This is a genomic window from Asanoa sp. NPDC049475 (genome assembly GCF_040676915.1).
Classification (GTDB): Bacteria; Actinomycetota; Actinomycetes; order Mycobacteriales; family Micromonosporaceae; genus Asanoa.
The window spans coordinates 785,784-812,157 of sequence record NZ_JBFAPY010000001.1 but is presented as its reverse complement, the minus strand read 5'-3'; the positions used below and the strand labels follow the sequence as shown (position 1 = coordinate 812,157).

Here is a 26,374-nt window from a genome sequence, read left to right as displayed (position 1 = left end):
GGTGCCTGTTCATCTCGTGTTCATCTTGGACCGAGATCAAGAACGAGCTGATGTCCCAGGTCCGCGATGGTCCAGACCGTTGCTCCCGCCGGGGACCGCTCCGCTTCGCTCCGCTGCCAGCTCCGCGGCGGCCGAGCTCACCAACCTGACCCCTCGCTGGCGAGCCGTGCGGCACCGCCGTGGCCGAGCTCACCTACCTGACGGCGGTGACCTCGCAGGTGCCCGTCGCCGATGAGACGTCGAGCACTGCTGTTGCTTCGTGGCGCACGGTCTCCCCGGGTGCGATGTTCGCCACCGTGGTCGGGTCCGCCTCGTGACGGTCGCCGGCGGCGTCCCGGTACGCCCACTCGATCTGGGCCGGGCCGGGTTCGCGGCCCTCGTTGCTCACCAACAGGGCGACCCTCACCACCGAGCCCTGGAACTCGCACGACGCCACCGATGCGGCCATCCTGTGTGCGCCCCGCTCCCGGATCAGGACGAACACGCTGACCAGGGCCAGCGCGGCGATGATGGTCAGGGCGCCGGGCAGCGAGTCCCAGAAGCCCGGCGGCGCCGGCCGTCGGGACATGTCGCGCGTCACGCGCGCAAGCTATCCACCGCCACCCCGCCAAGTGGCGCATTCACTCCGAAGTGGGCGGTATCAGGCCGCGTCGGCGAGGTCGCAGACCGGCTCGCGTGCCGTCGCGGAACGGGCCAGCACCAGGCGGGCCAGCTCCGGGGCACCGCCCAGCGGCTCGGCCACCACGGCCGCACCGGCGGACCGGGCCGCCGTCACCACGGCCTCGTGCAGCAGCCCGGGAGCGAGGAAGTAGGACGCGACACCGATGTGCCGCGCGCCGGCCTCCCGTAGCTCCGCGACCGCCTCGTCGCCGGTGGGCGCGGACGCGGACGCATACGCGACCCGGCACGGCACCCCGCCCAACGCCGTCGACAAGCTGCCCGCCACCACCGACACCGTCTCGCGGGCCGTCGCGTCCCGGGTGCCGGCCGCGGCCAGCACCACCCCGTCCAGCGGAGCCGCCGACGTCCAGACGTCCGCCGCGGCCGAGGCCGCGGCGAGGCGGCGGCGCAGCGCGGCCAGCAGCAGCGCCGACGTCTGCCCGCCCACCGGCCCGAGCACGTCGGAGATCGAGACCGGCATCCGCAGCCCGGCCGCCCGGGCGTCCATCAAGGCCGCCGGGATGTCGACCCGGCCGTGGTAGGCCGACGTCAGCAGCAGCGGCACCAGGGTGGCCCGCCGCTCGCCCGACCGCTCCAGCTCCAGCAACGTCTCCGCCGGCCGCGGGCCGCTGTGGTCGAGGAACGACAGCCGCACCTGCCCACGCGGGTGCAGCCGGCGCACGGCCGCGGCCAGCGCCTCGTTGGCGCGGGCCGCCCGCGGGTCACGGCTGCCGTGCGCCACCAGCACCAGCGGGCCGGGTGCGGTCGGGAGCCAGAGCCGAGGTGTCATACGTGCAGGCCACACTCGGTCTTGTCGAACATCGCCCAACGACCGGCACGCGGGTCCTCGCCGGCCTTGGTGCGCCGCGTGCACGGCCAGCAGCCGATCGAGCCGTAGCCCTGCTTGAAGAGCTCGTTGACCGGCACGTTCCAGCGGGAGATGTAGCTGTCGACCTCGGCCTGGTTCCACGCGGCGATCGGGTTGACCTTCACCTTGCCGCGCTTGGCGTCGAAGGACACGACCGGCGTGTTGGCCCGCGTCGGCGACTCGTCGCGGCGCAACCCGGTGGCCCAGGCGTCGTAGTCGCCGAGCGCCCGCTCCAGCGGCTCGACCTTGCGCAGGAAGCAGCATTCGTCGGGTGCCCGGTTGAACAGCCGCGGCCCGTACTCGCCGTCCTGCTGGCCCACCGTCATCCGCGGCCGGATCGACCGCACGTTGACCGGCAGCGTGCGGGCCACCGCGTCCCGGACGCGCAGCGTCTCGGGGAAGTGCAGGCCGGTGTCGAGGAACACCACGTCCACACCGGGCGCGACGCGGGACACCAGGTGGGCGACCACCGCGTCGGCCATCGAGCTGGTCACGGCGAACCGCGCGCCGAACGTCTCCGCCGCCCAACGGGCGATCTCCAGCGCCGGAGCGCCTTCCAGGTCACGGCCCGCCGCCTCGGCGAGGGCGCGCAGGTCGTCGGCGGAACGCCGATCCGATGCCGGGCGCGGGGCGCCACCCAGCGACACGAGTCCCAAGTCGACCGCGTTCACGGCACTCATCGGGTTACCTCACCTCTTCCGTCCGGGGGTTGGAAGAAACTCCTTCGGCCCGCAGGCCGACGAACTTGACCGAGAACACGCGCTGGCAGCCTCGGCACTCCCACGCGCCGTGCGGCTCCTCGCGGGGACGCAGGTCCTCCTCGGAGCAGTACGGGCAGTAGTTCGGCGCCGCGCGGTCGCTCATCGCAGCGCGTCCTCGTCCGCGCGGACCACCCACTGGGCGAACGCCTCGTCGGGGCCGGTGCGCTCGTCGAGATAACGGCGGGCCAGGCGCTCCACGTACACGGGAAGCTCCTCGGCCGTGGTCTTGAGGCCGCGCAGCTTGCGGCCGAAGCCGCCCTCCTGGCCCTGCGCCATGCCGAGGCCGCCGCCGAGGTGCACCTGGAAGCCCTCGACCTGACGGCCGTCGGGGCCGACCACCAACTGTCCTTTGAGGCCGATGTCGGCGGTCTGCGTGCGGGCGCAGGCGTTCGGGCACCCGTTGATGTTGATGGTGATGTCGGCGTCGATGTCGCCGAGCCGCTCCTCGAGGCGGGCGACCAGCTCCTGGCCTCGGGCCTTGGTCTCGACGATCGCGAGCTTGCAGTATTCGATGCCCGTGCAGGCCATCGTCGACCGCCGCCAGGTGGACGGGCGGGCCTCCAGCCCGATCCCGCGCAGCGCGGTCACCAGGTCTTCGGTGCGCTCCTCGGGCACGTCGAGAACGAGCAGCTTCTGGTACGGCGTAAGGCTGACGCGCCCACTGCCGTGCGCCTCGACGACGTCGGCGAGCCGGGCGAGCTGCGAGCCCGAGACGCGGCCGACGACCGGCGCGGCACCGACGTAGTAACGCCCGTCGCGCTGCCGGTGCACACCGATGTGGTCGATCGGCTTCTCCGGCAGCACCGGCGCGGGACCGTCCACAAGTGACCGACCGAGGTATTCCTTCTCCAGCACCTCGCGGAACTTCTCGACGCCCCAGTCGGCGACCAGGAACTTGAGCCGGGCGCGGTGCCGCAGCCGGCGGTAGCCGTAGTCGCGGAAGATCGAGACCACGCCGACCCAGACGTCGGGCACCTCGCCCAGCGGAACCCACACGCCCAGGCGCTTGGCCAGCATCGGGTTGGTCGACAGGCCGCCGCCGACCCAGAGGTCGAAGCCGGGGCCGTAGTCGGGGTGGTCGACGCCGATGAAGGAGATGTCGTTGATCTCGTACGGCATGTCGGCGAGCCAGGAGACCGACGACTTGAACTTGCGCGGCAGGTTCGAGAACTCCCGGTCACCGACGAACCGCTCGACGATCGCGTCGACGGCCGGGGTGGCGTCGAGCACCTCGTCGGCCGAGACGCCCGCGACCGGGCTGCCGAGCACCACCCGGGGGCAGTCGCCGCACGCCTCGGTGGTCTGCAGGCCGACCGCCTCGAGCCGCCGCCAGATCTCCGGCACGTCCTCGACCCGGATCCAGTGCAGTTGGATGTTCTGCCGGTCGGTGATGTCAGCGCTGTCGCGCCCGAACTCCTGCGAGATTTCGGCGATCACCCGGAGCTGTTCGAGGCTGAGCTGGCCGCCATCGACCCGCACGCGGAGCATGAAGTATTCGTCTTCGAGCTCGTGCGGCTCGAGCACCGCCGTGCGGCCACCGTCGATGCCGGCCTTGCGCTGGGTGTAGAGCCCCCACCAGCGGAACCGGCCACGCAGGTCGGCCGGGTCGATCGAGGCGAAGCCGCCGTGGGCGTAGATGTTCTCGATCCGCGCCCGCACGTTCAGCGGGTTGTCGTCCTTCTTGGTGCGCTCGTTGGCGTTGAGCGGCTCGCGGTGCCCGAGAGCCCATTGGCCTTCGCCCCGGGCACGGCGAGGCGAACGAGCTGGGGTGCTGCTGACCGCCATCGCGGCGTTCCTCCGAAGGTCTGAGCTGCGGCGCGTCGCGCGAGCCGCCTTCGGGGAGAAGACACGTGAAAGCCCGGCGCGGACGCGCCCGGACGTGAGTCGGGCGTCGTCAGTGAGCCGGACACATGGCGCTGCGGACACGGCCGTAGTCGACATGGCGCCGGACCGTCAGGCCCAGGGTCACTGCGAGACCCAGGGTCACGGGGCGCTGGTCGGCCGTTGCAGTCACGCTCATCATGCTGCCACAGCACGCTCCGAATACCTCAGGCAGTCCCAGATGCCGGGCCCCGGTGTGGGCTGGTTCACGTTAGGCTGATCGGGCGAATAGGGGCATTTGCGGCGCATCGGGGGAGCCAGCAAATGACACAGCAGCTCGACCATGCCCGCACCGGGATAACCACGCGCCTGACCGGTCGGTGGGCGCCGACCGTACCGGCCGTGCTCACCATGGTCATCGTCGGCTTCCAGCTGTCCCGCGCACCGTTGTGGCGCGACGAGCTGGCGACCTGGAGCGCCGCCACGCGGTCACCGGGCGACCTGTGGCGGATGCTCGCCGGCATCGACGCGGTCACCGGCCCGTACTACTTCTTCATGCAGGGCTGGACCCGGATCTTCGGCGACTCCGCGGTGGCGCTGCGGCTGCCCTCGCTGCTGGCCATGGCCGGGGCCGCCGCGCTCACCGCGATGCTCGGCACCCGCCTGTTCGGACCCCGCACCGGCCTGGTCGCCGGCCTGCTCTTCGCGGTCGTCCCGAGCACGTCGCGTTACGGGCAGGAGGCACGCGGGTACGCGTTCGCGGCCCTGTTCGCCGTCCTGGCCACCTTGCTGCTGGTCGAAGCGGTGCGCCGGCCGACCCGGTGGCGCTTCGTCGCGTACGCGGCGGCTCTGCTGGCCCTCGGGCTCAGCAACATCGTGGCCCTGCTGCTGGTCGCCGGGCACGCCGCCGCCGTCTTCGGCGCACGGAAGGCGGCGATCGGCTTCGCGGCGGCGGTCGGCGCGGTCGGCCTGCTGCTGGCCCCGCTCGTCTGGGTCGGCCGAAGCCAGCAGGGCGTACAGCTCGGGTGGGTCGGCACCCCCGGACCGACCAACCTGATCGACCTGCCCGGCAGCGTCCTGCAGGCCTCGGCGGTCGGCGGTGCCCTGCTGCTGCTCGCCGGGCTCGGCTGGGCGATGACCGGTGGGCGCTGGCCGACCGTCCTGGCCCTGTCGGTGGCGCTCCCGGCTCTGCTGCTCTTCGCAGCCGCCCAGCTCGCCCCGTTCTGGGTGCCCCGCTACCTGCTCTTCACCGTGGCCCTGCTGTGCGTGCTGGTCGCGGGCGCGCTGCGCCGCGTCGCGCCGGCCTACGCGCTCGCACTGGTCGTGGTGATCGCCGCCCTGGGCGTGCCCGCGCAGCTCGCCCTTCGCCGCACCCACGAGTGGCCGCGCACCGCACCCGTCGACTACCCGGCGGCCGTCGCGGTGATCCAGGCCAACGCCCAACCCGGCGACGGGATCGTCTACCAGCCGCGGGCCGGCTGGCGGATGCTCGACGTCGCCGTGGCACGCGGGATGGGCACGGCGGCGCCGCGGGACGTGCTGGTCGCCCGGACGGCCGCTGACCGCGGTGAGCTGCGCCCGACCGAGTGCGCCGACCCGGCCGCCTGCCTCGCCGGCGCCGCCGCCAACCGCCTATGGCTGCTGGCCGACGGCGAAAAGCGTGACCCATTGGCGGCGGTGCCGGGCGAGAAAGGCGCGGCCCTGCGCGCGGCCTACACGACCCGCCAGATCTGGCCCGAGCCCGGCCTCACGGTCGCCCTGCTCACCCGCCGCTGACGGCGGCGCAGTCGGCCTGCTTACGCGTCGGTGGTGCGGCCCTTGCCGAGCGGGACCACCAGGACCGCCTCGGTGCCGCCCTCGGCCCGGTTGCGCAGCTCGATCGAGCCCCGCAGCTCCCCCGTGGCCAGCGCCTTCACGATCTGGAGGCCGAGCCGGCCACCCTTGTCGGGGTCGAAGTCCGCCGGCAGGCCGCGCCCGTTGTCGGCGACCGTGACGTGCAGCTGCTTGCGGAACCGGTGCACGGCGACCACGACCTCCGGCTCGACCGTCAGCGAGCCGTCGTTGGCGAAGCCGTGTTCGGCCGCGTTGAGCAGCAGTTCGTTGAGCACCATCACGAGCGACGTGGCGATCTCCGCGGGCAGCACGCCGAACGAGCCCTCGCGGCGCATCCGCACCGACACTTCCGTGCTCGCCACCTCGGTGGCGGCGCCCGCTACCTTGTCGACGATGCCGTCGAACTCGACCGCCTCGTCGCTCGACATCGACAGCGTCTCGTGCACCAGGGCGATCGACGCGACGCGGCGCACCGACTCCTCCAGCGCCGCCCGGGCCGCCGGGATGCCGACCCGGCGGGCCTGCAGGCGCAGCAGGGCCGCGACCGTCTGGAGGTTGTTCTTCACCCGGTGGTGGATCTCCCGGATGGTCGCGTCCTTGGTGATCAGCGCACGGTCGCGCCGGCGTACCTCGGTGATGTCGCGGACCAGCACCAACGACCCGATCGGCACACCCGCGGGCATCAGCGGCAGCGCCCGGTGCAGCACGGTCGCGCCGCGGGCGTCGACCTCCTTGCGGGCCGGCGCCTCACCGCGCAGCGAGGCGAGCACCCGGTTGGCGGCGTCGGTGCCCTCCAGCGGGTCGTCGGCCAGCCGCCTGATCAGCACGGACAGGTCCTCACCGACCAGATGGGCGGCGAAACCCAACCGGCGGTACGCGGACTGCGCGTTCGGGCTCGCGAAGGTCACCTTGCCGCCCGCGTCGAGTCGGACCAGCCCGTCACCGACCCGCGGCGCCGAGGTGGTCTCACCCGGGTGCCGGCGCGGGGGGAACGTACCGTCGGAGGTCATCTGGGCCAGGTCGTCCGCGGTCGTCAGATAGTTGAGCTCGAGCTGGCTCGGGGTGCGCGCGGTGGACAGGTTCGTGTCCCGTCCGACGACCGCGATCACCTCGCCGCTCTCCCCGTCGGCGGAGCGCAGCCGCACCGGGATCGCCTCGTGCCGTGCTGGGGTGTCGCCGTACCAGACCGGGTCGCCCTCGCGCCAGATCCGGCCCTCCCGATAGGCGATGTCCAGGTGCGCCACCTCGGGGCCACCGACGATCCGGCCGACCTGGTCGTCCTGATAGGCCGTAGGGGCCGTGGTCGGCCGCACCTGGGCCACGCAGAGGAAGCCGCCCTCGTCGTCGACCGGCACCCAGAGCAGCAGGTCGGCGAAGGACAGGTCGGAGAGCAGCTGCCACTCACCGGCGATCCGGTGCAGATGGTCGATATCGCCCCGACCCAGGGCGGTGTGCTCTTCGACTAGGTCACGCAGGGTGGACACGCCTGCAAGCGTGCCACGCCCTACAGGGTGCTGGTGACTTTGGCCAGGCCGCGTGGTGCGTCGGGGTCCTCGCCTCGGGCCAGTGCCAGGGCCAGGGCCAGCCGTTGCAGCGGGAGGATGTCGAGCAGCGGGGCGAAGCGCTCGTCGACCTCGGGCACCGCGAGGCGGGCGGTGGCTCCGGGCACGTCGGCCGGTCCCACGGTGACGACGTCGGCGCGGCGCTCGTCGAGGCGGGTGAGCACCTCGCGCATGGCGGCTCCGCCGGGGCCGGCGCCGACGACGGCGAGCACCGGGACGTCCGGGTCGGCCAGGGCCAGCGGGCCGTGCAGCAGGTCGGCGCCCGAGAACGACAGGGCCGGCAGGTAGGAGGTCTCCATCAGCTTCAGCGCGGCCTCGCGGGCGGTCGGATAGGCGTAGCCGCGGCCGGTGGTGACCAGCCGGGCCGCGAACCGGTAGCGCCGCGCCAGGTCGGGCGCCGTCGGGTTGGCCAGCGCCGTCTCGGCCAGGGCGGGCAGGGCGGCGAGGGTACGCAGCTCGTCGGCCGGCACCTCCCCCGCGCCGCCACGGATGCCCTCGACCAGCATCAGCAGGGCGAGCAGCTCGGCGGTGTAGGTCTTGGTGGCCGCGACCGCGCGCTCGTGCCCGGCGGCCACGTCGATGTGCAGCTCGGCGGCGTCGGCGAGGGCCGAGTCGGGGTTGTTGGTGATCGCGAGAGTGAGTGCGCCGGTCTCCCGGGCCACCCGGACCACCTCGGTCAGGTCGGGCGAGCCGCCGCTCTGGCTGACCCCGACGACCAGCGCGTCGGACAGGTCGGGCCGGGCGCCGAAGACCGTGACCGCGCTCGGCGAGGCCAACCCGGCGGGCAGCCCTAGCCGGATCTCCGCGAGATAGGCACCGTAGAGCGCCGCGTGGTCGGACGTGCCGCGGGCGGTGAAGACGACGTGCCTGGGCCGCCGCCGCACGATGGCGGCCGCGACGGCGCTGATCGGGCCGGCGTGGGCCGGCTCCAGCAGCCCGGCGTACACCTCCGGCTGTTCGGCGATGTCCGCGGCCATCCCTGCGCCCGGTGTACCCATGCGTGCCTCCCCTGCGCGCTCCCTGCTCGATTCTGCACGGAACTCCCGTTTATCGCAACGTTCCGATCAGCCAGGTGCGTTGCTTGGCTACCGTCGCCGCCATGACGCGAAGCGGCAAGCAGACCCTGTGGGTGCTCGGCATTCACGCGGGAGTGGCCGCCGTCTGCCTGGCCGGGGCGTTCGCACAGTCCGACCACCAGCCTGACAACGGCGGCAGCTTCAGCGTGTCGGCGCGGGACCTCGCCTTGTGGATCCTGGGCTACTTCGGCCTGCCGATCCTGCTACTGAGCATCGTGACCAGCCTCGCCGTGGTCACCTTCGCGGAACGCCGCCGCGAGCGGCGCGAGGCCGGGTAAAGGGAAGCCCCCGGAGGATCTCCGGGGGCTTTCTCGACCGTTGCCTCAGTCGGCGATGGATTCGGCCTTGGCCAGGGCCACCTCGGCGTCGTCGGCCGGGGTCTCCTTCTGGCCGCCCTGGTCGCCGGAGCCGCGGAGCGGGATCTCCTTGACGAACCAGGCCAGGACCGGCACGAGGATGACGATCACGGCTGCCCAGACGAACACGTACGCGATCGAGTCGGCCAGGCCGCTCATCACGCCGTCGCGGATCTGGGCGGGCAGGTTCTGGAGGGCGGTCGGGTTGACGCCCGCGCCCCCGCCGTCGCCCGCCAGGGCCGCGCCGGCCGGCGACTTCGCCAGGTGGTGCACGAAGAGCGCGCCGAAGAGCGCGATGCCGATCGAGCCGCCGATGGAGCGAAAGAACGTGGCGGCGCCGCTGCCCGCACCGAGGTCCTTCTGCTCGACGCTGTTCTGGGCGATCAGCATCGAGGTCTGCATCAGGAAGCCCATGCCGACGCCGAGCACGACCATGTAGAGCGCGAGGATCGTCTTCGTGGTCTCGGCGTTGATCGTGGCCAGCAGCGCCATGCCGGCGAGCAGGGCCACGCCGCCGAGGATCGGGAAGATCCGGTAGCGGCCGGTCTTGGTGATGACCCGGCCGGTGATCACGGAGACGACCAGCATGCCGAACATCAGCGGCAACAGCAGCAGGCCGCTGTTGGTCGCCGAGGCACCCTGCACGGTCTGCTGGAACAGCGGCAGGAAGTTCATCGCGCCGAACATCGCGAAGCCGAGCAGGAAGCCGACTCCGGAGATCAGGGCGAAGTTGCGGTTGAGGAACAGGTGCAGCGGCAGGATCGGCTCGGGCGCGCGGCGCTCGACGACGGCGAACACCGCCAGCGCCGCCACGGTCAGCACGGCGAGGCCGAGGATCTGCGGCGACATCCAGTCGTACTCGTTGCCGCCCCAGGTGGTGATCAGCACGAGCGCGGTGATGCCGACGGACAGCAGCCCGGCGCCGAGGTAGTCGATCCGGTGCTCGGTGCGGTAGCGCGGCAGGTGCATCCGGGTGGCCAGCACCAGCAGGGCCAGGCCGCCGAGCGGCAGGTTGACGTAGAACGCCCAGCGCCACGACAGGTTGTCGGTGATGAAGCCGCCGACCAGCGGGCCGGCGACCATCGCGATCGCCATGATGCCGGCGATCATGCCCTGATAGCGGCCGCGCTCGCGGGGCGGCACCAGGTCACCGATGATCGCCATGACGCCGACCATCAGGCCGCCGGCGCCGAGGCCCTGCACGGCCCGGAACGCGATGAGCTCGATCATGCCGTCGGCCTTGCCGCCCAGCATCGCGGAGCCGGCCATTCCGCAGAGAGCCGAGCCGATCAGGAAGATAATGATCGACGTCAGGAAGATGGATTTGCGTCCGTAGAGGTCGCCGAGCTTGCCCCAGATCGGCGTCGAGACGGTCGTGCCGAGCACGTAGGCGGTGACGACCCACGTGAAATGGTCGATGCCCCCGAACTCGCTGACGATGCGCGGCAGCGCCGTGCTGACGATCATGTTGTCGAGCATCGCGAGCATCATCGCGATCATCAGACCGGCGAGAATGCCTCGGATCTTCTGTGGCGCGATGGTTTGTGGCGCGACGGTGGTCATTGGGTACGCCCCCCAGCGTGATGGGACTTACTTGCCGCCCGGCTAGTTGAACTTACTAGCCGCACGGTAAGCTGCTTGCTAACCGGTCGTCAAGTTAGTTAAGGAGACAAGGGTGGTCGAGAGCACGCGAGGCCGGATCCAGGCCGTCGCGCTCGAGCTCTTCACGGAGAACGGGTATGAGAAGACCTCGCTCCGGGAGATCGCCGAGCGGCTCGGCGTGACCAAGGCTGCCCTCTACTACCACTTCAAGAGCAAGGACGAGATCGTCTCCAGCTTCTCCGAGGACCGGCTGGCGCGACTCGACGAGATCATCGAATGGGCACAGGCACAGCCGCCCGGGCTGGAGCGGCGGCAGGAGTTGCTCGCCCGCTACGCCGACGAGTTCTTCGCCAGCAATCACCCGTCCGTGATGCGGTTCTTCGAGCAGAACCAGACGGTCGTCAAGACCATGTCGGCCGGGATGGGGATGCGCGACCGGATGCTCCGGGTGGCGTCCTTGATGGCCGACGACGTCGACGACCCGACCGAGCAGCTGCGCGCGGCGCTGGCCCTCTTCGCGGTGCACGGCAGCTGGTTCGCGATCCGGCAGGACATCCCGATCGAGGAGCGCAAGCGGGTCGCCCTCGACGTGGCCGAAGACCTGTGGCGGCCGCGGATCAGCCCGTGAGCGGCAGCCGGAGCGCCTCGAGCTCGACGCCCGGGAAGGGCGACCAGTCGCGCTCGGGCACGCGGACGAAGCCGAGGCGGGCATAGAGGCGCTTGGCCGGCTCGGAGAAGCTGCGCACGCAGATCACCACCGCCTGGCACCCGAGGTCGGTGGCCCGCTGGAGGCAGGCCCGCGCCAGCGCCTCGCCCGCGCCGCGACCCTGCGCGGCCGGGTCGACGGCGAGCATCCGGAACTCGGCCTCGCCGGGACCGGACAGCTCCGCGTACGCGCTGCCGGGCAGCACGAAGGTGACCGAGCCCAGCACCTGGCCGGACTCGTCGTCGACGGCGACCAGCAGCACGCCGGCCTCGGCCCGCGTCTCGACGTCGGCCAGCTTCTTGTCGTAGCCGTGGTCGCCGGCGAGCTGCCCGTCGGCGCGGTAGGCGTCGACGGTGAAGCGCGCGATCGCCGGGAAGTCGGCCGGCGTCGCCGGGCGGATCCGCACCGTCATTCGATGACGGCGATCAGGTCGCCCTCCTGGACGACGTCGCCCTCGTTGACGGCGAGCTGTGCCAGGGTGCCGCCGGACTCGGCGATGACCGGGATCTCCATCTTCATCGACTCGAGGATGACCAGCGTGTCGCCCTCGGCGACGGTGTCGCCGGGCGCCGCGACGACCTTCCACACGTTCGCCACCATCTCGGCGCGGATCTCGTCAGCCATCGTGTGGTCCTCCCTGCCGGCATCTACGGCGCCTCACGGGCCGCGTCAGCATCCAACCATGTGCCGGCCGTCGGTGCGCCCCTGGCGGGCCGACTACGATCGTCGGGTCACTTGAGGGACGGAGGTCGACATGGCGAAGAAGAGCCGCAAGAAGAAGGCCCGTAAGAAGAGCGCCGCCAACCACGGCAAGCGCCCGAACAGCTGAAAAACCACGTCGCCGGCCCCGTAGGGCCGGCGACGAGCTTTTATACGTCTGTTCGTAGCTCCGAGAGCTTCCCGCGCAGGCGGGCCAGCAGCTCGGTCGGTGCGGTCTCGTTGCCGCAGCAGCGGGCGACCAGCGCCTTGACCTCCTGCTCGATGCCGTATTCGCGCAAGCACGGGTGGCACTCGTCGAGGTGCTCGCGGATCAGCTCGCGGCGCTCGTCGGCGCATTCGAGGTCGAGATAGAGGTAGACCTCTTCGAGCACTTCGCTGCAGTCGGTCTCGTGGGGGTTACCGCAACTCACGGTTCCTCACACCTCCTGGCGGGCAGCGGCAGCGTCACCCGATGGGGTGCGGGTGAAGCCTCGATCCGCAGCGTAGCGCTCCAGCAGGTTGCGCAGGTTCCGCCGACCGCGGTGAAGTCGCGACATGACCGTACCGATCGGCGTGTTCATGATGTCGGCGATCTCCTTGTACGAGAAACCTTCGACATCAGCCAGGTAGACGGCCAGCCGGAACTCCTCCGGCAGCTGCTGCAGCGCGTTCTTCACGTCGCTGTCGGGCAGCCGGTCGAGCGCCTCGGTCTCCGCCGAGCGCAGGCCGCTCGAGGTGTGCGACTCCGCGCTGGCGAGCTGCCAGTCGGTGATCTCCTCGGTCGGCGCCTGGACGGGCTGGCGCTGCCGCCGGCGGTACGAGTTGATGTAGGTGTTGGTGAGGATCCGGTAGAGCCACGCCTTGAGGTTGGTGCCTTCCTCGAACTGGTGGAAGGCGGCGTAGGCCTTGAGGAACGTCTCCTGGACCAGGTCCTCCGCGTCGGCCGGGTTGCGGGTCATCCGCAGGGCCGCGGCGTAGAGCTGGTCGACGAAGGGCAGCGCGTCCCGCTCGAACCGGGCCCGCCGCTCGTCGGTCGGCTCCTCGGTTCGGGTCTTCTCCGGCTGCGTCAAGCGCACGTCCCCCCTCAACTGTTCCGCCGAGGATACGCGGCGCGCGCTCTCGACAGTCTCAGTTGTGGGTTGGTTGCCCCGGATCAGGCCGTGAGTAACGTCGCTCGCCGGCCATTCGGGCGCGGACAAAAGTGCCCGGAACCGGCCAGTCTCGCGGTTTTCCCGCGTAGCTGCTCGCACTGGGTGAAGCCCCCTCGCCGTCTTTGCACGTACGACGGCTGCAACAAGGGCGGGCACCTGCGAATTCCCCAGGTCAACCCACGGGGCTCAGTCCTGGCAACCCACTGGTCCCGGGGATGGAAATCCCCGGGACCAGGTGGGCCTGGGAGGTTGATGCGGACCGGGGGGTCCGCGGACTCGTGGAGGGAGTCCCCAGGGCATGCCTGGCTCACTGAGTGCAACGAGTCACTCACGGCCCCGGTTACGGACTGGCCCAACCCTTGCCCCGCAGCCACTCCACCACCAGCTGCCCCAGCCCGCGCGGGTCGCCCCGCAGGTCGTGCCGCTGGCCAGGACGGACCGCGACCTCGACACCGGGCGACGCGTCGGGCACCCCGAACGGGTCACGGTCGCCGTTGACCACCAGCGTGGGCACGCCGGTGAGCAGCTCGGCGGCCCTGGACCGCTCGGGCCGCCCCGGCGGGTGCAGCGGGAAGGCCAGGCAGACGATCCCGGCCGCGCCGAGGGCGACCGAGGTGCGGCAGGCCACCCTGGCACCGCTGGACCGACCGCCGACCACCAGCGGCGGTGGGTCGGGGTAGCCCTTGACGATCTCGTGCACCACCGCAGACCACGCGGCATCGAGCTGCGCCGCGGGGGCCGGAGCCCGCCGCCCGGCGACCCGATAGGGCTGGGTCACCCGCACCACCGTGATGCCGGCCGCCAGCGCGGCGCGGCGGACCGCCATCAGGTCGGGTGCCTCGACTCCCCCACCGGCGCCGTGCCCGAGCACGAGCAGTGCCGCCGGCCGACCGGTCGCCTCGTCGGTCTCGGCGACGGCCGGTCCGTGCGGTGTCGCGATCTGTGTGACCCCCATGGCCCCATTGTGCTGGCCAGGAGGCTCAGGTCAGCTGACCGGCACCAGTTCGAGCGAAAGGTCGCGCATCGGTGGCCCCGAGTCGATGGTCTCGGCACCCCGGGTCAGCTGACCGCGCCAGGCGACGAGCATCGCCCGCCGCTCGCGCGGGGTGGTGCCACCCCACACGCCGTGGCAGTCGCCGACCTCGAGCGCCCACGCCAGGCACGCGCCCTGCACGTCGCAGGTGCGGCACAGGGCGATCGCCGTGTCGGCCGGCTCGCTCGGTGCGGGAAAGAACGTCTCCGGATCGACGGTCTGGCACAGGCCACGCGTGCGCCAAGCCTCGTCGAGCTGTCGTTCGGCCGAGGCGCGCAGCAATCGTGGATCACGACGTGCGGCGGCGACCTCATGCGGGCGTGGCATTCGCGCCCGTGTCATCAACAACCCACCTCCCCCGTGGGGCCGGCTTTCCGCCACATAGAGCGGAAGATCAAGGACCAATGGGTGTCGTCGCCCGGTGCGAGAAGGCACCCATTGCCGGCGCTGTGTTCTATCGCACTCGTGATGGCGGATACAAGGGTTTGCAACGAACCTGCGGAAAGTCGGCTGCAAGAAATCAATACAAGATTGACAGAAAGGGAAAAATCAACCGCTGTGAATCGATGATCAAAAGAGGGTCAGTTCGACCGGCTCTTCGCGTGGTGCGGCCAACGCCGGTGCCGCCACGCGGGCGACCAGACCGGGGCCGTCGTTGCGCACGTCGCCGACGCCGGCGCCGACCGGGCGGATCTCGATGCCGGCCAGCGTCGCGTCGCTCGGCGGGGCCAGCAGGTCGGCCGCATCGCCGCCGCCGGCCAGCCACGCCTCCCACCGGTCGGGCGCGAGCACCAGCGGCATCCGGTTGTGCACGAGCGCCAGGTCACCCAGCGCCGGCATGGTGACGATGCTGGAGGTGAGCTGCTTCGCCTCGCCCCACGCGGCCCAGAGGCCGCCGAACACCACGGGCTCGGGCGCCGTCATGAAATAGGCCTGCTTGCCGCCGCCCGGCGAGCGCACCCACTCGTACCAGCCGTCGGCCGGGATCAGGCAGCGTCGGCCGGCGAACGCCCGCGCGTACGCCGGAGTGGTGGCGACCGTCTCGGCCCGCGCGTTGATCATGCGAGCCGCGCCTTTGGTGTCGCCCGCCCAGCTCGGCACCAACCCCCACCGGGCCACCGACAGCGTCCGCCCGCCCAACCGTGCCGACATCCGGACGACGGGCACCGGGTCGGTCGGCGCGACGTTGTAGTCGGCCACCAGAGCGTCGCGGGTGTCGTCGAACGCCTCGAAGAGCGCACTGAGGTCAGGCGCGTCCTTCGTGGTCGCGTACCGCCCGCACATGCCCGTCACGCTAGCGCACACCATCCCGGCACGCGGGAGCGCCGAATGTCGATCGCGGTTCGGGTCCCGGGCAGGTCAGACTGGAATACGTGGCCAACCAGACCGCGCACGTTCCGTGGACCCCGCCGACCGCCGCAGAGCCGGTCGCCGCGACCGTCCAACTGCCCGGCTCCAAGTCGATGACCGCCCGCGCGCTGGTCCTCAGCGCGATCGGGGTCGGGCCGTCGACGCTGGCCCGCCCGCTGCGGGCGCGCGACACCGAGATGATGGCCGGCGGCCTGCGCGCGATGGGCGTCAGCGTCTCCACGGTCGACGACGAGCGCTGGGTGGTCCGGCCCGGCACGTTGCAGGGTCCGGCCCACGTCGACGTCGGCCAGGCCGGCACGGTGCTGCGGTTCATGCCGGCGATCGCCGGTCTGGCCCAGGGCCCGGTCACCTTCGACGGCGACCCCTCGGTCCGGCAGCGCCCCCTGCGCCCGCTGCTCGACGCCCTGCGCTCGCTCGGCGTCAGCATCGACGCCGCACCCAGCGGCGGCCTGCCCCTGACCGTGCGGGGCACCGGCCGGGTCACCGGTGGCGAGGTGGTGCTCGACGCGTCCGCCTCCAGCCAGCTCGTCTCCGGCCTGCTGCTGGCCGCGCCCGACTTCGACCGCGGCGTCGTGGTGCGCCACGTCGGTCCGGCGATGCCGTCGGCGCCGCACGTCCGGATGACCGTGCAGATGCTGCGCGCCGCCGGCGCCGGGATCGACGACTCGGTCCGCGACGTGTGGTCGGTCGAGCCCGGCAAGCTGACCGGGCGGGGCTGGACGATCGAGCCCGACCTCTCCGGCGCCATGCCGTTCTTCGCCGCCGCCCTGGTCACCGGCGGGTCGGTGACCCTGCTCGGCTGGCCGCGCAGCAGCGCCCAGCCGGTCGAGCGCCTCCGCGCGCTGCTGGGCCAGATGGGCGGCGAGGTCACCCTCGGCACCGACGGGCTGACCGTGCGGGGCACCGGCGTGGTGCACGGCCTCGACGCCGACCTGTCCGAGGTCGGCGAGATGACCCCGGTGCTGGCGGCGCTCGCGGCGCTGGCCGACTCACCGTCGCGGCTGCGCGGCATCGGTCACATCCGGGGCCACGAGACCGACCGGCTGACCGCGCTGGCCCGGGAGCTGGGCGCGCTCGGCGCGTCCGTCACCGACACCGCCGACGACCTCGAGATCACGCCCCGGCCGCTGCGGGGCGGGGTGTTCCACACCTACGACGACCACCGGATGGCGCACGCCGGCGCCGTGGTCGGTCTCGTGGTGCCGGGCGTCGAGCTCGACGACGTGGCATGCACCTCGAAGACCATGCCCGACTTCCCGGCACTATGGTCAGCGATGGTGACCGGCAAGTAGGGAGAAGGCACTGGCGGGCAAGCGACGGGAGTACGACGAGGACGACGTGCGGGTGCGCCCCGGGCGCTCCTCCCGTCCGCGTACCCGGACGCGGCCCAAGCACGACGACGCGGTCGAGGGTTTCGTCTTCGCGGTCGACCGGGGTCGCTACGGGGTCCAGCTCGGCACCGCGGCCGTCACCTCGATGCGCGCCCGCGAGCTCGGCCGCAAGTCGGTGGTCGTCGGCGACCGGGTCTCGCTGGTCGGCGACACCTCGGGTGCGGACGGAGCCCTGGCGCGGATCGTCCGGATCGCCGAGCGCACCTCGGTGCTGCGGCGCACCGCGGACGACGACGACAGCACGCCGGAAGGCCGCCTGGAGCGGGTCGTCGTGGCCAACGCCGACCAGCTCGTGATCGTCAGCTCGCTGTCCGATCCCCCGCCGCGCACCGGGTTCATCGACCGCTGCCTGGTCGCCGCGTACGACGCCGACATCGAGCCGCTGCTGTGCCTCACGAAGGCCGACCTGGCCGGTCCGGCGGAGGTGCTCGACTACTACGCCGAACTGGACCTGCCGCACGTGCTGGTGCGACCGGACTCCGACCTCGCGGAGCTGCACGAGCGGCTGGCCGGTCAGGTCTCGGTCATGGTGGGCCACTCCGGCGTGGGCAAGTCGACGCTGGTCAACCGGCTCGTGCCGGACGCCGACCGGGCGGTCGGAGTGGTCAGCGCGATCGGCCGCGGTCGGCACACCTCGACCAGCGCGGTGGCGTTGCGGCTGCCCGGCGACGACGCCTGGATCATCGACACGCCTGGCGTACGCAGCTTCGGTCTGGCCCATGTCTCGGCGGACAGCCTGCTGCACGGCTTCCCGGACCTGGTCGAGGGAACGGTCGAATGCCGGCCGAACTGCGAGCACACTCCCAACGACATCGACTGCGCGCTCGACGCCTGGGTCGAGGCCGGCAACGCCGACCCGCGCCGGCTCGCCTCGTACCGCCGCCTGCTCGCCTCCCGCGCCGGTGAGGACACCGAAAACTAGTAGCGTCTTCCCCCATGGCCCCCCGGTATGCGGACGACCTTTCGCTCGCCCACGTTCTCGCCGACACCGCGGACAAGATCTCGATGGACCGGTTCCGGGCCCTCGACCTCCGGGTGGAGTCCAAGCCCGACCTGACGCCCGTCTCGGACGCCGACCAGGCCGTGGAACGGGCGTTGCGGGCCACCCTCGCCCGCACCCGGCCACGGGACGGCGTGCTCGGCGAGGAGTACGGCGCGACCCAGGCGCCCGCCGGGCCGGGCCAGCGGCAGTGGGTGATCGACCCGATCGACGGCACCAAGAACTACATCCGCGGCGTGCCGATCTGGGCGACGCTGATCGCGCTGATGGAAGGCGACCAGCCGGTGGTCGGTCTGGTCTCCGCACCGGCGCTCGGCCGGCGATGGTGGGCCGCCCTCGGCCACGGCGCGTTCGCCGGCCGGCACACCGCGGCGGCCACACCCATTCGGGTCTCCGGCGTACGCCGGATCGGTGACGCCAGCTTCTGCTACTCCAGCCTGCACGGCTGGGAGGAGACCGGTCGGCTGGAGCCGATGCTCGACCTGATCCGGCAGAGCTGGCGGAGCCGGGCGTACGGCGACTTCTACGGCTACATGCTCCTCGCCGAGGGTGCCGTCGACGTGATGGTCGAGCCGGAGCTCTCGCTCTGGGACGTGGCCGCCCTGATCCCGATCGTGACCGAGGCCGGTGGCAGCTTCACGGACCTGCGCGGGCAGGTCGGTCCGTCTGGTGGGAGCGCCGTGGCCACCAACGGAAAAATTCACGAAGAGGTGCTTACCCGCTTGAGCTGACGGTGTGTCGCATTTCATAAGCCGTCATCTGACCTGTGGTTTTGATCGCAACACGGGGCGTAGTCGCTGGTTAGCCAGTTCGGCCGGTCGCCAAGCGGATCCGCAGAAACCTCCGTTACTGTGCGCGGGTGCTGTCCACCAGTTGGGGCTTCCTCGCGGCGATGATCATCGCCTATGGAGTCGCCAACCTCCTCCAGTCGGTCGCGGCGACCCGGACCAAGCTGCACACCTCGTGCAACCCCAAGCTCCTGGTCCGGCTGGCCAGCCACCGCATCTACCTGTACGGGCTCAGCTTCCAGATCATCGGCTTCCTGCTGGCCTTCGTCGCCCGCCGGGACCTGCCGCTGTTCCTCGTGCAGGCGGCCGCGTCCGCCGGTCTCGGCGTGACCGCGCTGTGCGGTGTCCTGATCCTTCGGTGGAAACTGCCCAAGGCCGAGGTGGGCCTGCTGGCCCTGCTCTTCGGTGGCCTCTTCGCCCTGGTCATCTCGGCCAAACCAGCGCCGGCGCACTCGATCGGCTCCGGCGGCCTGGTCGCCCTGCTGATCTGGCTCGCGGTCATCGCGCTGATCGGCGTGTTCGCCGCCCGGATGCACGGCGCACCCGGCTCCGTCGCCCTCGGCTCGCTGGCGGGCATGGCGTTCTCGGCCGCCGCCGTCGCCGGCCGCCCGCTGGCGTCCAGCCACACCATCGGCGAGTTCGTCTCCAGCCCCCTGCTGTACGTGCTGATCGGCGCCTCGCTGCTCGGCCAGTTGCTGCTCGGCCTCGCCATGCAGCGCGGCTCGACGACCGCGGCGGTCGCCTCGATGGACGCCGCCGGTGCCGTGCCCGCCGCCGCGATCGGCCTGCTGTTCCTCGGCGACAAGATCCACCCTGGGCGGGAGTGGGTGGCCGCCCTCGGCTTCTTCATCACGCTGGCCGCCGTGATCGGCCTGACCCGGTACGCGGAGCCGCAGCACCACCACGCCACGGCCGAGCCCGGTCCGCGTGCCCTGACCGCCGGCCCCCGCGCCCTCAAGGCCCGGGCACTGGCCGCCCGGCACGTGGCGGCCGACGCCGCGCGCACCGTCGTCGCCCGGCCGATGCCGGCCGGCCCGCCGCCCAGTTCCGGACCCCGCGGTCGATAGCTCCCCGGGGCGGTTCGAACCGGACGCCAAACCGGTTCGCATGATGCCGCCCACTACGGGGTAACGGACGTGCATGGCGCTGTCCCGCCCGCTCGCGCAATCGGTGGTCGTGATCACCGGTGCGTCGAGCGGCACCGGTGCGGCGACGGCCCTGGAGGTGGCCCGCGGCGGCGGCACCGTGGTGCTGGCCGCCCGAGGCGAGAGCGCGCTGGACGCGGTCGCCGAGCGCTGCCGGGCGTTCGGCGGCCGGACAGCCGTCCTGCCCACCGACGTGACCGACCCGGCCGCCGTGACGCACCTGGCCGAGAGCGCCGTCGCGATCTTCGGGCGGCTGGACGCCTGGGTCAACAACGCGACCACGGGGGCGGTAGGGCTCTTCGAGGAGATCCCGCTGTCCCAGCTCCGCCGCGTCGTCGAGGTCAACCTGCTGGGCGCGGCGTACGGGATGCGCGCGGCGCTGCCGCACCTGCGCGCGTCCGGCGGCGGGGTACTGGTCAACAACGCGTCGGCGCTGGCCGCCATCGCCATGCCGTACCAGTCGATCTACAACGCCGCGAAGCAGGGCGTTCGCGGGCTCGCCGACACCGTCCGTCAGGAGCTGCGGGTGACCGGCGAGCGCCGGATCTCGATCTGCACCGTCCTGCCGGCCGGCACCGCCGCACCGGTCCGCCGGTACGCCGCCGGCCGGCGCATCGCGCCGCCACCGCCGGTCCAGCCGCCGGAGGTGGCGGCCCACACCATCGTGCGGTTGCTGACCAGACCGCGCCGGGAGGCGTACGCCGGCGGTACCGCCGCCCTCCTGCGGTTCAGCTGGCGCCCGTCGCCCCTGGCGGTCGAGGCCCGGCGTGGCATGACCTTGCGCGTATCCGCCATGATCGGCGTCGCAGCCGGCACCGCCGCCGGCACCATCGCCGCAGTCACTCGCCGCAACGCCCGGAGCCGGCGATGGTGACAAACGTTCATGACGCGCCCGGGCGGGCACGAACGGACGTCCCCGACATGCACAATGGAGCGATCATGCCGACCGACGTGCATTTTCTGGTGGCCGACGACGACCCGTACGCGGTCGTCCAGCTCCAGGGTGTGCTCGACCAGCGGTCGGCCCAGGCGCTGCGCGGTGCCCTGCTGTCCGTCGTCGCCGACCGCACGCCGGCGGTCATCGAGGTGACCGGCCTACGGATCGACGACCCGACCGTCCTGGCGACCTTCGGCGAGGTGGCCCGCGAGACCGCGGACTGGCCCGCCGGCCAACCGGTGATCAGCGTGCCGCCGGCCGTCGCGGACCCGTGGCGGGGCGTGGGCTTCCGGCTCGCCGACGGCGACCGCCGCGCCGCCGGCCACTCGCCCGACACCCTGCTGCGCGCGAGCCTGGAGCCGATGACCGGCGCCGCCCGCCGCGCCCGCGAGCTGGTCACGGAGGCGTGCGCCCGCTGGGAGATGCCGGAGGTCGCCGGCCCGGCCTGCATCGCGGCCACGGAGCTCGTCAACAACGTCGTCGCGCACGCGCACACGCCCATGACGGTCCTGGTCGGTCGGGGCGCCGACGGCGACACCCTGCACCTGTCGGTCCGCGACTGGTCACCCGCGCTGCCGGTCTACGGCGGCCCGGTCCCGACCACCGCGTACGGCGGCCGTGGCCTCCTGCTGATCGAAGCGGTGGCCCTGCGCTGGGGCGTCAGTGATCTACCCGACGGCAAGGTTGTCTGGTCGGTGGTAGCACCCGACTACGGCGACTGACAGGGGTGGAAACCCCCAGGCAGAGTCGGATGGTTTCCTGCTTCTGAGCGCCGCCCGCGGTGCCTAGCGTCGATGTGTGATCGAAATTTGTGAGCTGACCAAGCGGTACGGACGCCGGATCGCCGTCGACGGGCTCAGCGTCCAGGTTCGGCCAGGTGTGGTGACCGGCTTCCTCGGCCCGAACGGGTCCGGCAAGTCGACGACCATGCGGATGATCCTCGGCCTCGACTCACCCGACCGGGGCCGGGCGCTGGTGGGCGGCGTCCCGTACGCGGACCTGAAATGGCCGTTGAGGACGGTCGGCGCGCTGCTCGACGCCGGGGCGTTCCATCCCGGACGCAGCGCCTACGCGCACCTGGCCGCACTCGCCGCCAGCAACGACCTCCCCGTTTCGCGGGTCGAGCAGGTGCTCCGCGTCGTCGGTCTGTCCGACGTGGCGGGGCGGCGCGCCGGCACCTACTCGCTCGGCATGCGGCAGCGGCTCGGAGTCGCCGTCGCCCTGCTCGGTGATCCGACCGTTCTGCTCCTCGACGAGCCGGTCAACGGGCTGGATCCGGAGGGCATCCGCTGGATCCGGGACCTGCTGCGGGGACTCGCCGCCGAGGGCCGCACAGTGCTCGTGTCCAGTCACCTGATCGCCGAGATGGCCTTGACCGCCGACCGGCTCGTGGTCATAGGCCGCGGCCGGCTGCTGGCCGAGACGACCGTCGCCGAGCTCGCCTCCTGCGACGGCAGCCTGGAGGACGCGTTCTTCCGGCTCACCTCGCAGGCCACCGACTATCGCGGAGTGGGAGCGTCATGAACGGGTACGGGTTCCGGCACGCGGTCCGGATGGAGCGGATCAAGCTCGCCAGCGTGCGGTCGACGTGGTGGCTCGCGATCGCGGCGGTGGTCGCGATGGCGGCGGCTGGGGCCGGAGTGGGACTCGGCTACCGGTCACACACCCCGGTGGCCACAGCAGCGCAGATCCTGAACAACAGCCTCGGCGGCGCCATCCTGGCGCAGTTGCTCCTGGGAGCGCTCGGCGTCCTCGTGGTGACCGGCGAGTACGGCACCGGGATGATCCGATCGACGTTCGCGGCGGTCCCGCGGCGGCGAACCGTGCTGGTCGCGAAGGCCGTTGTGTGCGGCGGCGCGGCTCTTACCGTCGGCCTGGTGGCGAGCTTCGCCGGCTATCTCGGCGGGCAGTTGGCGATCCGCGGCACCGCCATCCCGGCCGCCCCCCTCGGCAACGGGCCGATCCTGCGCGCGGTCCTGCTAACGGGCGTTTACCTGGGCGCCACCGCGCTGATCGGGGTCGGAATCGGCACGATCGTGCGCCACTCGGGCGCCGCGATCGGCACGCTGTTCGGTCTGATGTTCGTCCCGATGATCGTGGCCGGCCTGTTCGGCGAGGACGGCATCGCGGTCGGCCGCTTCGTCCCGCTGTTGATGTTGCTCAACTCGATCGCGGTCACCTCGCCCATTCCCGGGCTGTTCGCCGGCTGGGTCAGCGTGCTGCTGATGTGCGGCTACGCGGCGGCGGCGATCCTGTGCGGCGGCCTGCTGCTCCGCCACCGCGACGCCTGACCGGCGACAATCGGCTGATGACCGCGCTGCGCGCTCCGTTCACCACCCTGGCCGTGCGCCGGGCGGTGTTCTGTGTCGCCGGCGCGGTCAGCGCCGCCGCGATCCTGGCCGTACCCGCGATCGTGCCGGCTCTGGGAGTTCTGGTCCTCTGGGCGACCGGAGCCATGTCCCAAGAGCCGGCACCTGTCGTCGCGCCGACGTTCCTGGTCCTGATCCCGCTCACCATCGCGCTCCTGGTCGTGCTGGCGACCCCGATCGGGCGCACGATGGGTGCGGTGCATCGCGCGCTCGCGGACCGGCTGCTCGACGCGCACGTGGAGGGACCGCCCGAACGGACCGGCTCCGTCGTCTCCGACGGGCCGGGCTGGCGCGCCGTCGGATACGGCCTGCTCAAGGTGCCGCTGGCCATCCCACAGGGGTACGGCGCGTTTTGCTACGTGTTCGGCCTGGTCAACCTCAGCTACCCGGTGTGGTGGCCGCTGTTCCGCAACCATCCGCCCGGCACGACCCTCGGGACGGTCTGGGCGCTGACGCCGTTCGGGACCATCGGCACGCGTACGTTCGCCGGAACGTTCCTCGTCGCCGCGGCGGGCTTGGCCATGCTGCTGGTGGCGCCGTGGCTGATGCGGGCCGGCACGTCCGCCGACCTGGCCGCGATGCGCCGGCTGCTCGGTCCGCGCCGGCTCGCCGAGCGGGTACGCGAGCTGCAGCTCAGCCGCGCCCGTGCGATCGACGACGCGGCCACGATGATGCGCAGCCTCGAACGGGACCTGCACGACGGCGCCCAGGTCAGGCTGGCCACGCTGGCGATGAACCTCGGCATGGCGATCGAGAAGCTCGGTGTCGACGGCCCGCCGCCCGACCTCGCCCAGGCCCGCGAACTGGTGGCGCTCGCCCACCGTGGAGCGAAGGACGCCCTGGCCGACCTGCGTGACCTGGTGCGCGGGATCCATCCGCCTATCCTCGACAGCGGCCTGCGCGACGCACTGGCGACGCTCGCGACGAGCAGCGCCATCCCGGTGGCGGTGAAAGTGGAGCTGCCCGACCGCCCGGCGCCCGCGATCGAGACCATCACGTACTTCTGTGCCGCCGAACTGCTCGCGAACGCGGCCAAGCACAGCCACGCGAGCCGGATCGACCTCGCCGTCGTCCGGTCCGGCGAGCAGCTGCTGCTGGCCGTCGAGGACGACGGCACCGGCGGGGTTCACCCCGACGGCCCTGGCCTGTCCGGACTGGCCCGCCGCATCGCGGTCGTGGACGGGCGGATGCGCGTACGTAGTCCGATCGGTGGTCCGACCCGGGTCGACATCGAGCTGCCCATGCACGTGTGAACGGAGGCGACGACATGCGGGTGGTGATCGCGGAGGATGCCGCGATGATGCGCGAAGGGCTGGTCCGGCTGCTCACCGACCGCGGTTTCGAGGTGTGCGCGGCTGTGTCCGACGCGGACGCGCTGCGGTCCGCGGTCGCCGCCGCCTCACCGGACGTGGCCGTCGTCGACATCCGCATGCCACCGACGCACACCGACGAGGGCCTGCGTGCCGCGATCGCCCTCCGACGTGACCATCCGGACGTCGGCGTGCTGGTGTTCTCGCAGTACGTGGAGACCCGCTACGCGACCCGCCTGCTGGCCGACCGCCCGAGCGGCGTCGGCTATCTGCTCAAGGACCGGGTGGCGGATGTCGCCGACTTCGTGGACGCGCTGGCCCGGGTGGCCTCCGGCGGCACGGCACTGGACCCTGAGGTGGTCGGCCACCTGATGCGCGCCGGCCGCGACACGGCGTCGCTGACCCCTCGCGAGCGTGAGGTGCTGGCTCTGATGGCCGAGGGACGATCCAACGCCGGGATCGCGGCGGCTCTGGTCATCACGCCGGGGGTCGTGGAGAAGCACGTGGCGAACATCTTCGCGAAGCTCGGCCTGGCGTCATCGGACAACGACAACCGCCGGGTGCTGGCGGTCCTGCGCCACATCAGCGGCTAACGTCAGCGGCACGAGCAAGGAGGACACCTTGCAGGTCGACAAGGCCCACCCGTCCTGGAGCCACGAGATGGCACCCGCCCGCGTGCACGGGCTGTCCCGCAACCCTGCTCTTCCGGACACCCTGGTGCCGCGGATCCTGGGACATCCTGCCGCCGACGTCGTCGGCCTCATGTACCGGCGCGAGTGGTCTGACGAGCTCTTCGACGTCATTGCCGCCAACCCGGACGTCGGCCTTCGGGAGATGCTCGCATTGTCCGGTCACGCCACAGCGGAACAGCGAGCCAGGATGATCGACGATCCCAGCGTCCGGGTGCTGATGGCCCTCCTCGAAGCGCCGTTGCTGCCCGGGTGGGCTTATCGGAAGCTGGCCGAGCATCCCGGTGTGAAGCGGATGCTGGCGCTTTATGGCCCGCGGGAGCTGTCACGCGCTGCCGTGGCCGCGCTGGCCGACGTCGAAGACGAGGACATCGCCTCCTGGGCACGGGCCACACAGGAATCGAAACCGGAACGGGAGCCCGTGACAGTCGAGCAGGCTCGCACGATCGCCGCCGGCGATTCGGCCTGGAAGCGGACAAGACTCGCACTCGAACCGGGCCTGCCCACCGACCTGATCGCGGCCTTGTCCGCCGATCCCGATCCGACAGTGCGCCTGTACGTCTCGATGCGCCCCGAGCTGAGTGAACAGCAACGCGCCGCGATCGACTATCAGGTGTCCACCAACGACCGCCTGCCCCGGCTCGACTGGGTCCTCGAAGCCGACGGCGAGCGGTTGCGACAGTGCGTGTCCTCGGCGCACGTGGGGTTGCGCCGCAGCGCCGCCTGCAACAAGAGGCTGACTTCGGACCATGTCGCGGCGCTCGCCGCCGACGACGACTTCCCGGTTCGGTTGCTCCTCTGCGAGAACCAGGAGTCCGTGCCGACCGACCTCGTCGTGCGTACCTACCTGGAGGCCCGGGTCATCACCCGCGGCCGGCTGCTCTCGCATCCGGCGATAATCGGCGCGGACCTGACCCGGTACGCGGACTCACCACACTGGGGTGCCCGCGCCCTCGTCGTCCGCGACCGGCGCGCGCCGGCCGACCTGATCGAACGCCTCAGCCGCGACGAGCATCCCGGCGTCCGGAACTGGATCGCCGGCGACCCGCGGCTGTCCCGTCAACGGCTGCTGGAGCTCTTCGAGGACCCGGAGACCACGGAGGCCGCCGCCGCTAACCCGAACCTGCCCGTCGAGTTGATGGTGGCGATCCTCGATGCGCCGATCGACGCCGACAACCCGCCGCAGGAAACCGTCCTGGTGCTGGGACACACCATGCCGACGCACGAGCCCCTGACCGAGATCTGA

General features: G+C 71.9%; 29 protein-coding genes. 14 read left to right on the top strand and 15 right to left on the bottom strand.

Annotated features, from left to right (window positions below; translation table 11 throughout):
- Positions 1-193: 193 nt before the first annotated feature.
- The 5 genes from AB0J88_RS03885 to AB0J88_RS03865 are packed head-to-tail and all read right to left on the bottom strand — an operon-like array spanning position 194 to position 4,074.
- Positions 194-580, bottom strand: coding sequence for a hypothetical protein (locus tag AB0J88_RS03885; RefSeq protein WP_364357650.1), 387 nt, complete (start codon positions 578-580; stop codon positions 194-196).
- A 60-nt stretch (positions 581-640) separates the two neighbouring features.
- Positions 641-1,450, bottom strand: a complete 810-nt coding sequence (locus AB0J88_RS03880) for a CbiX/SirB N-terminal domain-containing protein (protein WP_364357653.1) — start codon at positions 1,448-1,450, stop codon at positions 641-643.
- Positions 1,447-2,208, bottom strand: coding sequence for a phosphoadenylyl-sulfate reductase (locus tag AB0J88_RS03875; protein ID WP_364357656.1), 762 nt, complete (start codon positions 2,206-2,208; stop codon positions 1,447-1,449). The genes AB0J88_RS03880 and AB0J88_RS03875 overlap by 4 nt, the downstream gene beginning before the upstream one ends.
- Positions 2,209-2,212: 4 nt before the next feature.
- Complete coding sequence (locus AB0J88_RS03870; RefSeq protein WP_364357659.1) at positions 2,213-2,392, bottom strand: hypothetical protein; 180 nt, start codon at positions 2,390-2,392, stop codon at positions 2,213-2,215.
- On the bottom strand, positions 2,389-4,074 hold the full coding sequence (locus tag AB0J88_RS03865) for a nitrite/sulfite reductase (RefSeq protein WP_364357662.1): 1,686 nt from the start codon (positions 4,072-4,074) through the stop codon (positions 2,389-2,391). Before AB0J88_RS03865 ends, AB0J88_RS03870 begins: the two co-directional genes overlap by 4 nt.
- A gap of 447 nt (positions 4,075-4,521) precedes the next feature.
- Here AB0J88_RS03865 and AB0J88_RS03860 point away from each other — a divergent pair, with 447 nt between their 5' ends.
- On the top strand, positions 4,522-5,886 hold the full coding sequence (locus AB0J88_RS03860) for a glycosyltransferase family 39 protein (RefSeq protein ID WP_364357909.1): 1,365 nt from the start codon (positions 4,522-4,524) through the stop codon (positions 5,884-5,886).
- A 20-nt stretch (positions 5,887-5,906) separates the two neighbouring features.
- Here AB0J88_RS03860 and AB0J88_RS03855 read toward each other — a convergent pair whose 3' ends face one another.
- Together AB0J88_RS03855 and AB0J88_RS03850 are read right to left on the bottom strand one after the other, a co-directional pair.
- Positions 5,907-7,427: a sensor histidine kinase gene (locus AB0J88_RS03855; protein ID WP_364357665.1), complete on the bottom strand. Its 1,521-nt coding sequence runs from the start codon at positions 7,425-7,427 to the stop codon at positions 5,907-5,909.
- A 20-nt stretch (positions 7,428-7,447) separates the two neighbouring features.
- Entirely contained in the window at positions 7,448-8,482 is a 1,035-nt protein-coding gene (locus tag AB0J88_RS03850) for an SIS domain-containing protein (protein ID WP_364357911.1), read from the bottom strand.
- 122 nt (positions 8,483-8,604) lie between these two features.
- Here AB0J88_RS03850 and AB0J88_RS03845 point away from each other — a divergent pair, with 122 nt between their 5' ends.
- Positions 8,605-8,859: a hypothetical protein gene (locus AB0J88_RS03845; RefSeq protein WP_364357668.1), complete on the top strand. Its 255-nt coding sequence runs from the start codon at positions 8,605-8,607 to the stop codon at positions 8,857-8,859.
- 45 nt (positions 8,860-8,904) lie between these two features.
- Here the strand turns inward: AB0J88_RS03845 and AB0J88_RS03840 are convergent, their stop codons facing one another.
- Positions 8,905-10,500, bottom strand: a complete 1,596-nt coding sequence (locus AB0J88_RS03840) for an MDR family MFS transporter (protein WP_364357671.1) — start codon at positions 10,498-10,500, stop codon at positions 8,905-8,907.
- Positions 10,501-10,612: 112 nt separating this feature from the next.
- Between AB0J88_RS03840 and AB0J88_RS03835 the strand changes: the two genes are divergently transcribed.
- Positions 10,613-11,167 (top strand): helix-turn-helix domain-containing protein, encoded by a 555-nt coding sequence (locus AB0J88_RS03835; RefSeq protein ID WP_364357674.1) that lies wholly within the window; start codon positions 10,613-10,615, stop codon positions 11,165-11,167.
- On the opposite strand, the gene AB0J88_RS03830 is transcribed toward AB0J88_RS03835, so the two are convergent.
- The 7 genes from AB0J88_RS03830 to AB0J88_RS03800 all read right to left on the bottom strand — a co-directional run bounded on the left by AB0J88_RS03830 (position 11,157) and on the right by AB0J88_RS03800 (position 15,412).
- On the bottom strand, positions 11,157-11,657 hold the full coding sequence (locus AB0J88_RS03830) for a GNAT family N-acetyltransferase (RefSeq protein WP_364357677.1): 501 nt from the start codon (positions 11,655-11,657) through the stop codon (positions 11,157-11,159). The two genes, AB0J88_RS03835 and AB0J88_RS03830, sit on opposite strands and share 11 nt — an antisense overlap.
- Positions 11,654-11,869, bottom strand: a complete 216-nt coding sequence (locus AB0J88_RS03825; protein ID WP_364357680.1) for a biotin/lipoyl-binding carrier protein — start codon at positions 11,867-11,869, stop codon at positions 11,654-11,656. The genes AB0J88_RS03830 and AB0J88_RS03825 overlap by 4 nt, the downstream gene beginning before the upstream one ends.
- A 245-nt stretch (positions 11,870-12,114) precedes the next feature.
- On the bottom strand, positions 12,115-12,375 hold the full coding sequence (gene rsrA, locus AB0J88_RS03820; protein WP_364357683.1) for a mycothiol system anti-sigma-R factor: 261 nt from the start codon (positions 12,373-12,375) through the stop codon (positions 12,115-12,117).
- Positions 12,376-12,381: 6 nt separating this feature from the next.
- Positions 12,382-13,194, bottom strand: coding sequence for a sigma-70 family RNA polymerase sigma factor (locus tag AB0J88_RS03815; RefSeq protein WP_364357914.1), 813 nt, complete (start codon positions 13,192-13,194; stop codon positions 12,382-12,384).
- A gap of 241 nt (positions 13,195-13,435) precedes the next feature.
- A complete protein-coding gene (locus AB0J88_RS03810; RefSeq protein WP_364357686.1) occupies positions 13,436-14,050 on the bottom strand; it encodes an alpha/beta family hydrolase in 615 nt (204 codons plus the stop codon).
- A gap of 30 nt (positions 14,051-14,080) precedes the next feature.
- Positions 14,081-14,470 (bottom strand): WhiB family transcriptional regulator, encoded by a 390-nt coding sequence (locus AB0J88_RS03805; RefSeq protein ID WP_090792851.1) that lies wholly within the window; start codon positions 14,468-14,470, stop codon positions 14,081-14,083.
- 228 nt (positions 14,471-14,698) lie between these two features.
- The gene (locus AB0J88_RS03800; RefSeq protein ID WP_364357690.1) at positions 14,699-15,412 is read right to left on the bottom strand and encodes an SOS response-associated peptidase; all 714 of its coding nucleotides are present in this window, start codon (positions 15,410-15,412) and stop codon (positions 14,699-14,701) included.
- 89 nt (positions 15,413-15,501) lie between these two features.
- Between AB0J88_RS03800 and aroA the strand changes: the two genes are divergently transcribed.
- The 11 genes from aroA (at position 15,502) to AB0J88_RS03745 (ending at position 26,374) form a co-directional block, all read left to right on the top strand.
- A complete protein-coding gene (gene aroA, locus AB0J88_RS03795; RefSeq protein WP_364357693.1) occupies positions 15,502-16,791 on the top strand; it encodes a 3-phosphoshikimate 1-carboxyvinyltransferase in 1,290 nt (429 codons plus the stop codon).
- 52 nt (positions 16,792-16,843) lie between these two features.
- Positions 16,844-17,812 (top strand): ribosome small subunit-dependent GTPase A, encoded by a 969-nt coding sequence (gene rsgA, locus AB0J88_RS03790; protein ID WP_364357917.1) that lies wholly within the window; start codon positions 16,844-16,846, stop codon positions 17,810-17,812.
- 14 nt (positions 17,813-17,826) lie between these two features.
- Complete coding sequence (hisN, locus tag AB0J88_RS03785) at positions 17,827-18,621, top strand: histidinol-phosphatase (protein WP_364357696.1); 795 nt, start codon at positions 17,827-17,829, stop codon at positions 18,619-18,621.
- A 161-nt stretch (positions 18,622-18,782) separates the two neighbouring features.
- On the top strand, positions 18,783-19,745 hold the full coding sequence (locus tag AB0J88_RS03780) for a hypothetical protein (protein ID WP_364357920.1): 963 nt from the start codon (positions 18,783-18,785) through the stop codon (positions 19,743-19,745).
- Positions 19,746-19,818: 73 nt separating this feature from the next.
- A complete protein-coding gene (locus tag AB0J88_RS03775; protein WP_364357699.1) occupies positions 19,819-20,697 on the top strand; it encodes an SDR family NAD(P)-dependent oxidoreductase in 879 nt (292 codons plus the stop codon).
- Positions 20,698-20,762: 65 nt separating this feature from the next.
- Positions 20,763-21,482: an ATP-binding protein gene (locus AB0J88_RS03770; protein WP_364357702.1), complete on the top strand. Its 720-nt coding sequence runs from the start codon at positions 20,763-20,765 to the stop codon at positions 21,480-21,482.
- 76 nt (positions 21,483-21,558) lie between these two features.
- Positions 21,559-22,284 (top strand): ATP-binding cassette domain-containing protein, encoded by a 726-nt coding sequence (locus AB0J88_RS03765; RefSeq protein ID WP_364357705.1) that lies wholly within the window; start codon positions 21,559-21,561, stop codon positions 22,282-22,284.
- A complete protein-coding gene (locus AB0J88_RS03760) occupies positions 22,281-23,051 on the top strand; it encodes an ABC transporter permease (RefSeq protein ID WP_364357708.1) in 771 nt (256 codons plus the stop codon). The genes AB0J88_RS03765 and AB0J88_RS03760 overlap by 4 nt, the downstream gene beginning before the upstream one ends.
- Positions 23,052-23,068: 17 nt before the next feature.
- Positions 23,069-24,382: a sensor domain-containing protein gene (locus tag AB0J88_RS03755; protein WP_364357711.1), complete on the top strand. Its 1,314-nt coding sequence runs from the start codon at positions 23,069-23,071 to the stop codon at positions 24,380-24,382.
- Positions 24,383-24,396: 14 nt separating this feature from the next.
- Positions 24,397-25,032, top strand: coding sequence for a response regulator transcription factor (locus tag AB0J88_RS03750; protein WP_364357714.1), 636 nt, complete (start codon positions 24,397-24,399; stop codon positions 25,030-25,032).
- 28 nt (positions 25,033-25,060) lie between these two features.
- A complete protein-coding gene (locus AB0J88_RS03745) occupies positions 25,061-26,374 on the top strand; it encodes a hypothetical protein (protein ID WP_364357717.1) in 1,314 nt (437 codons plus the stop codon).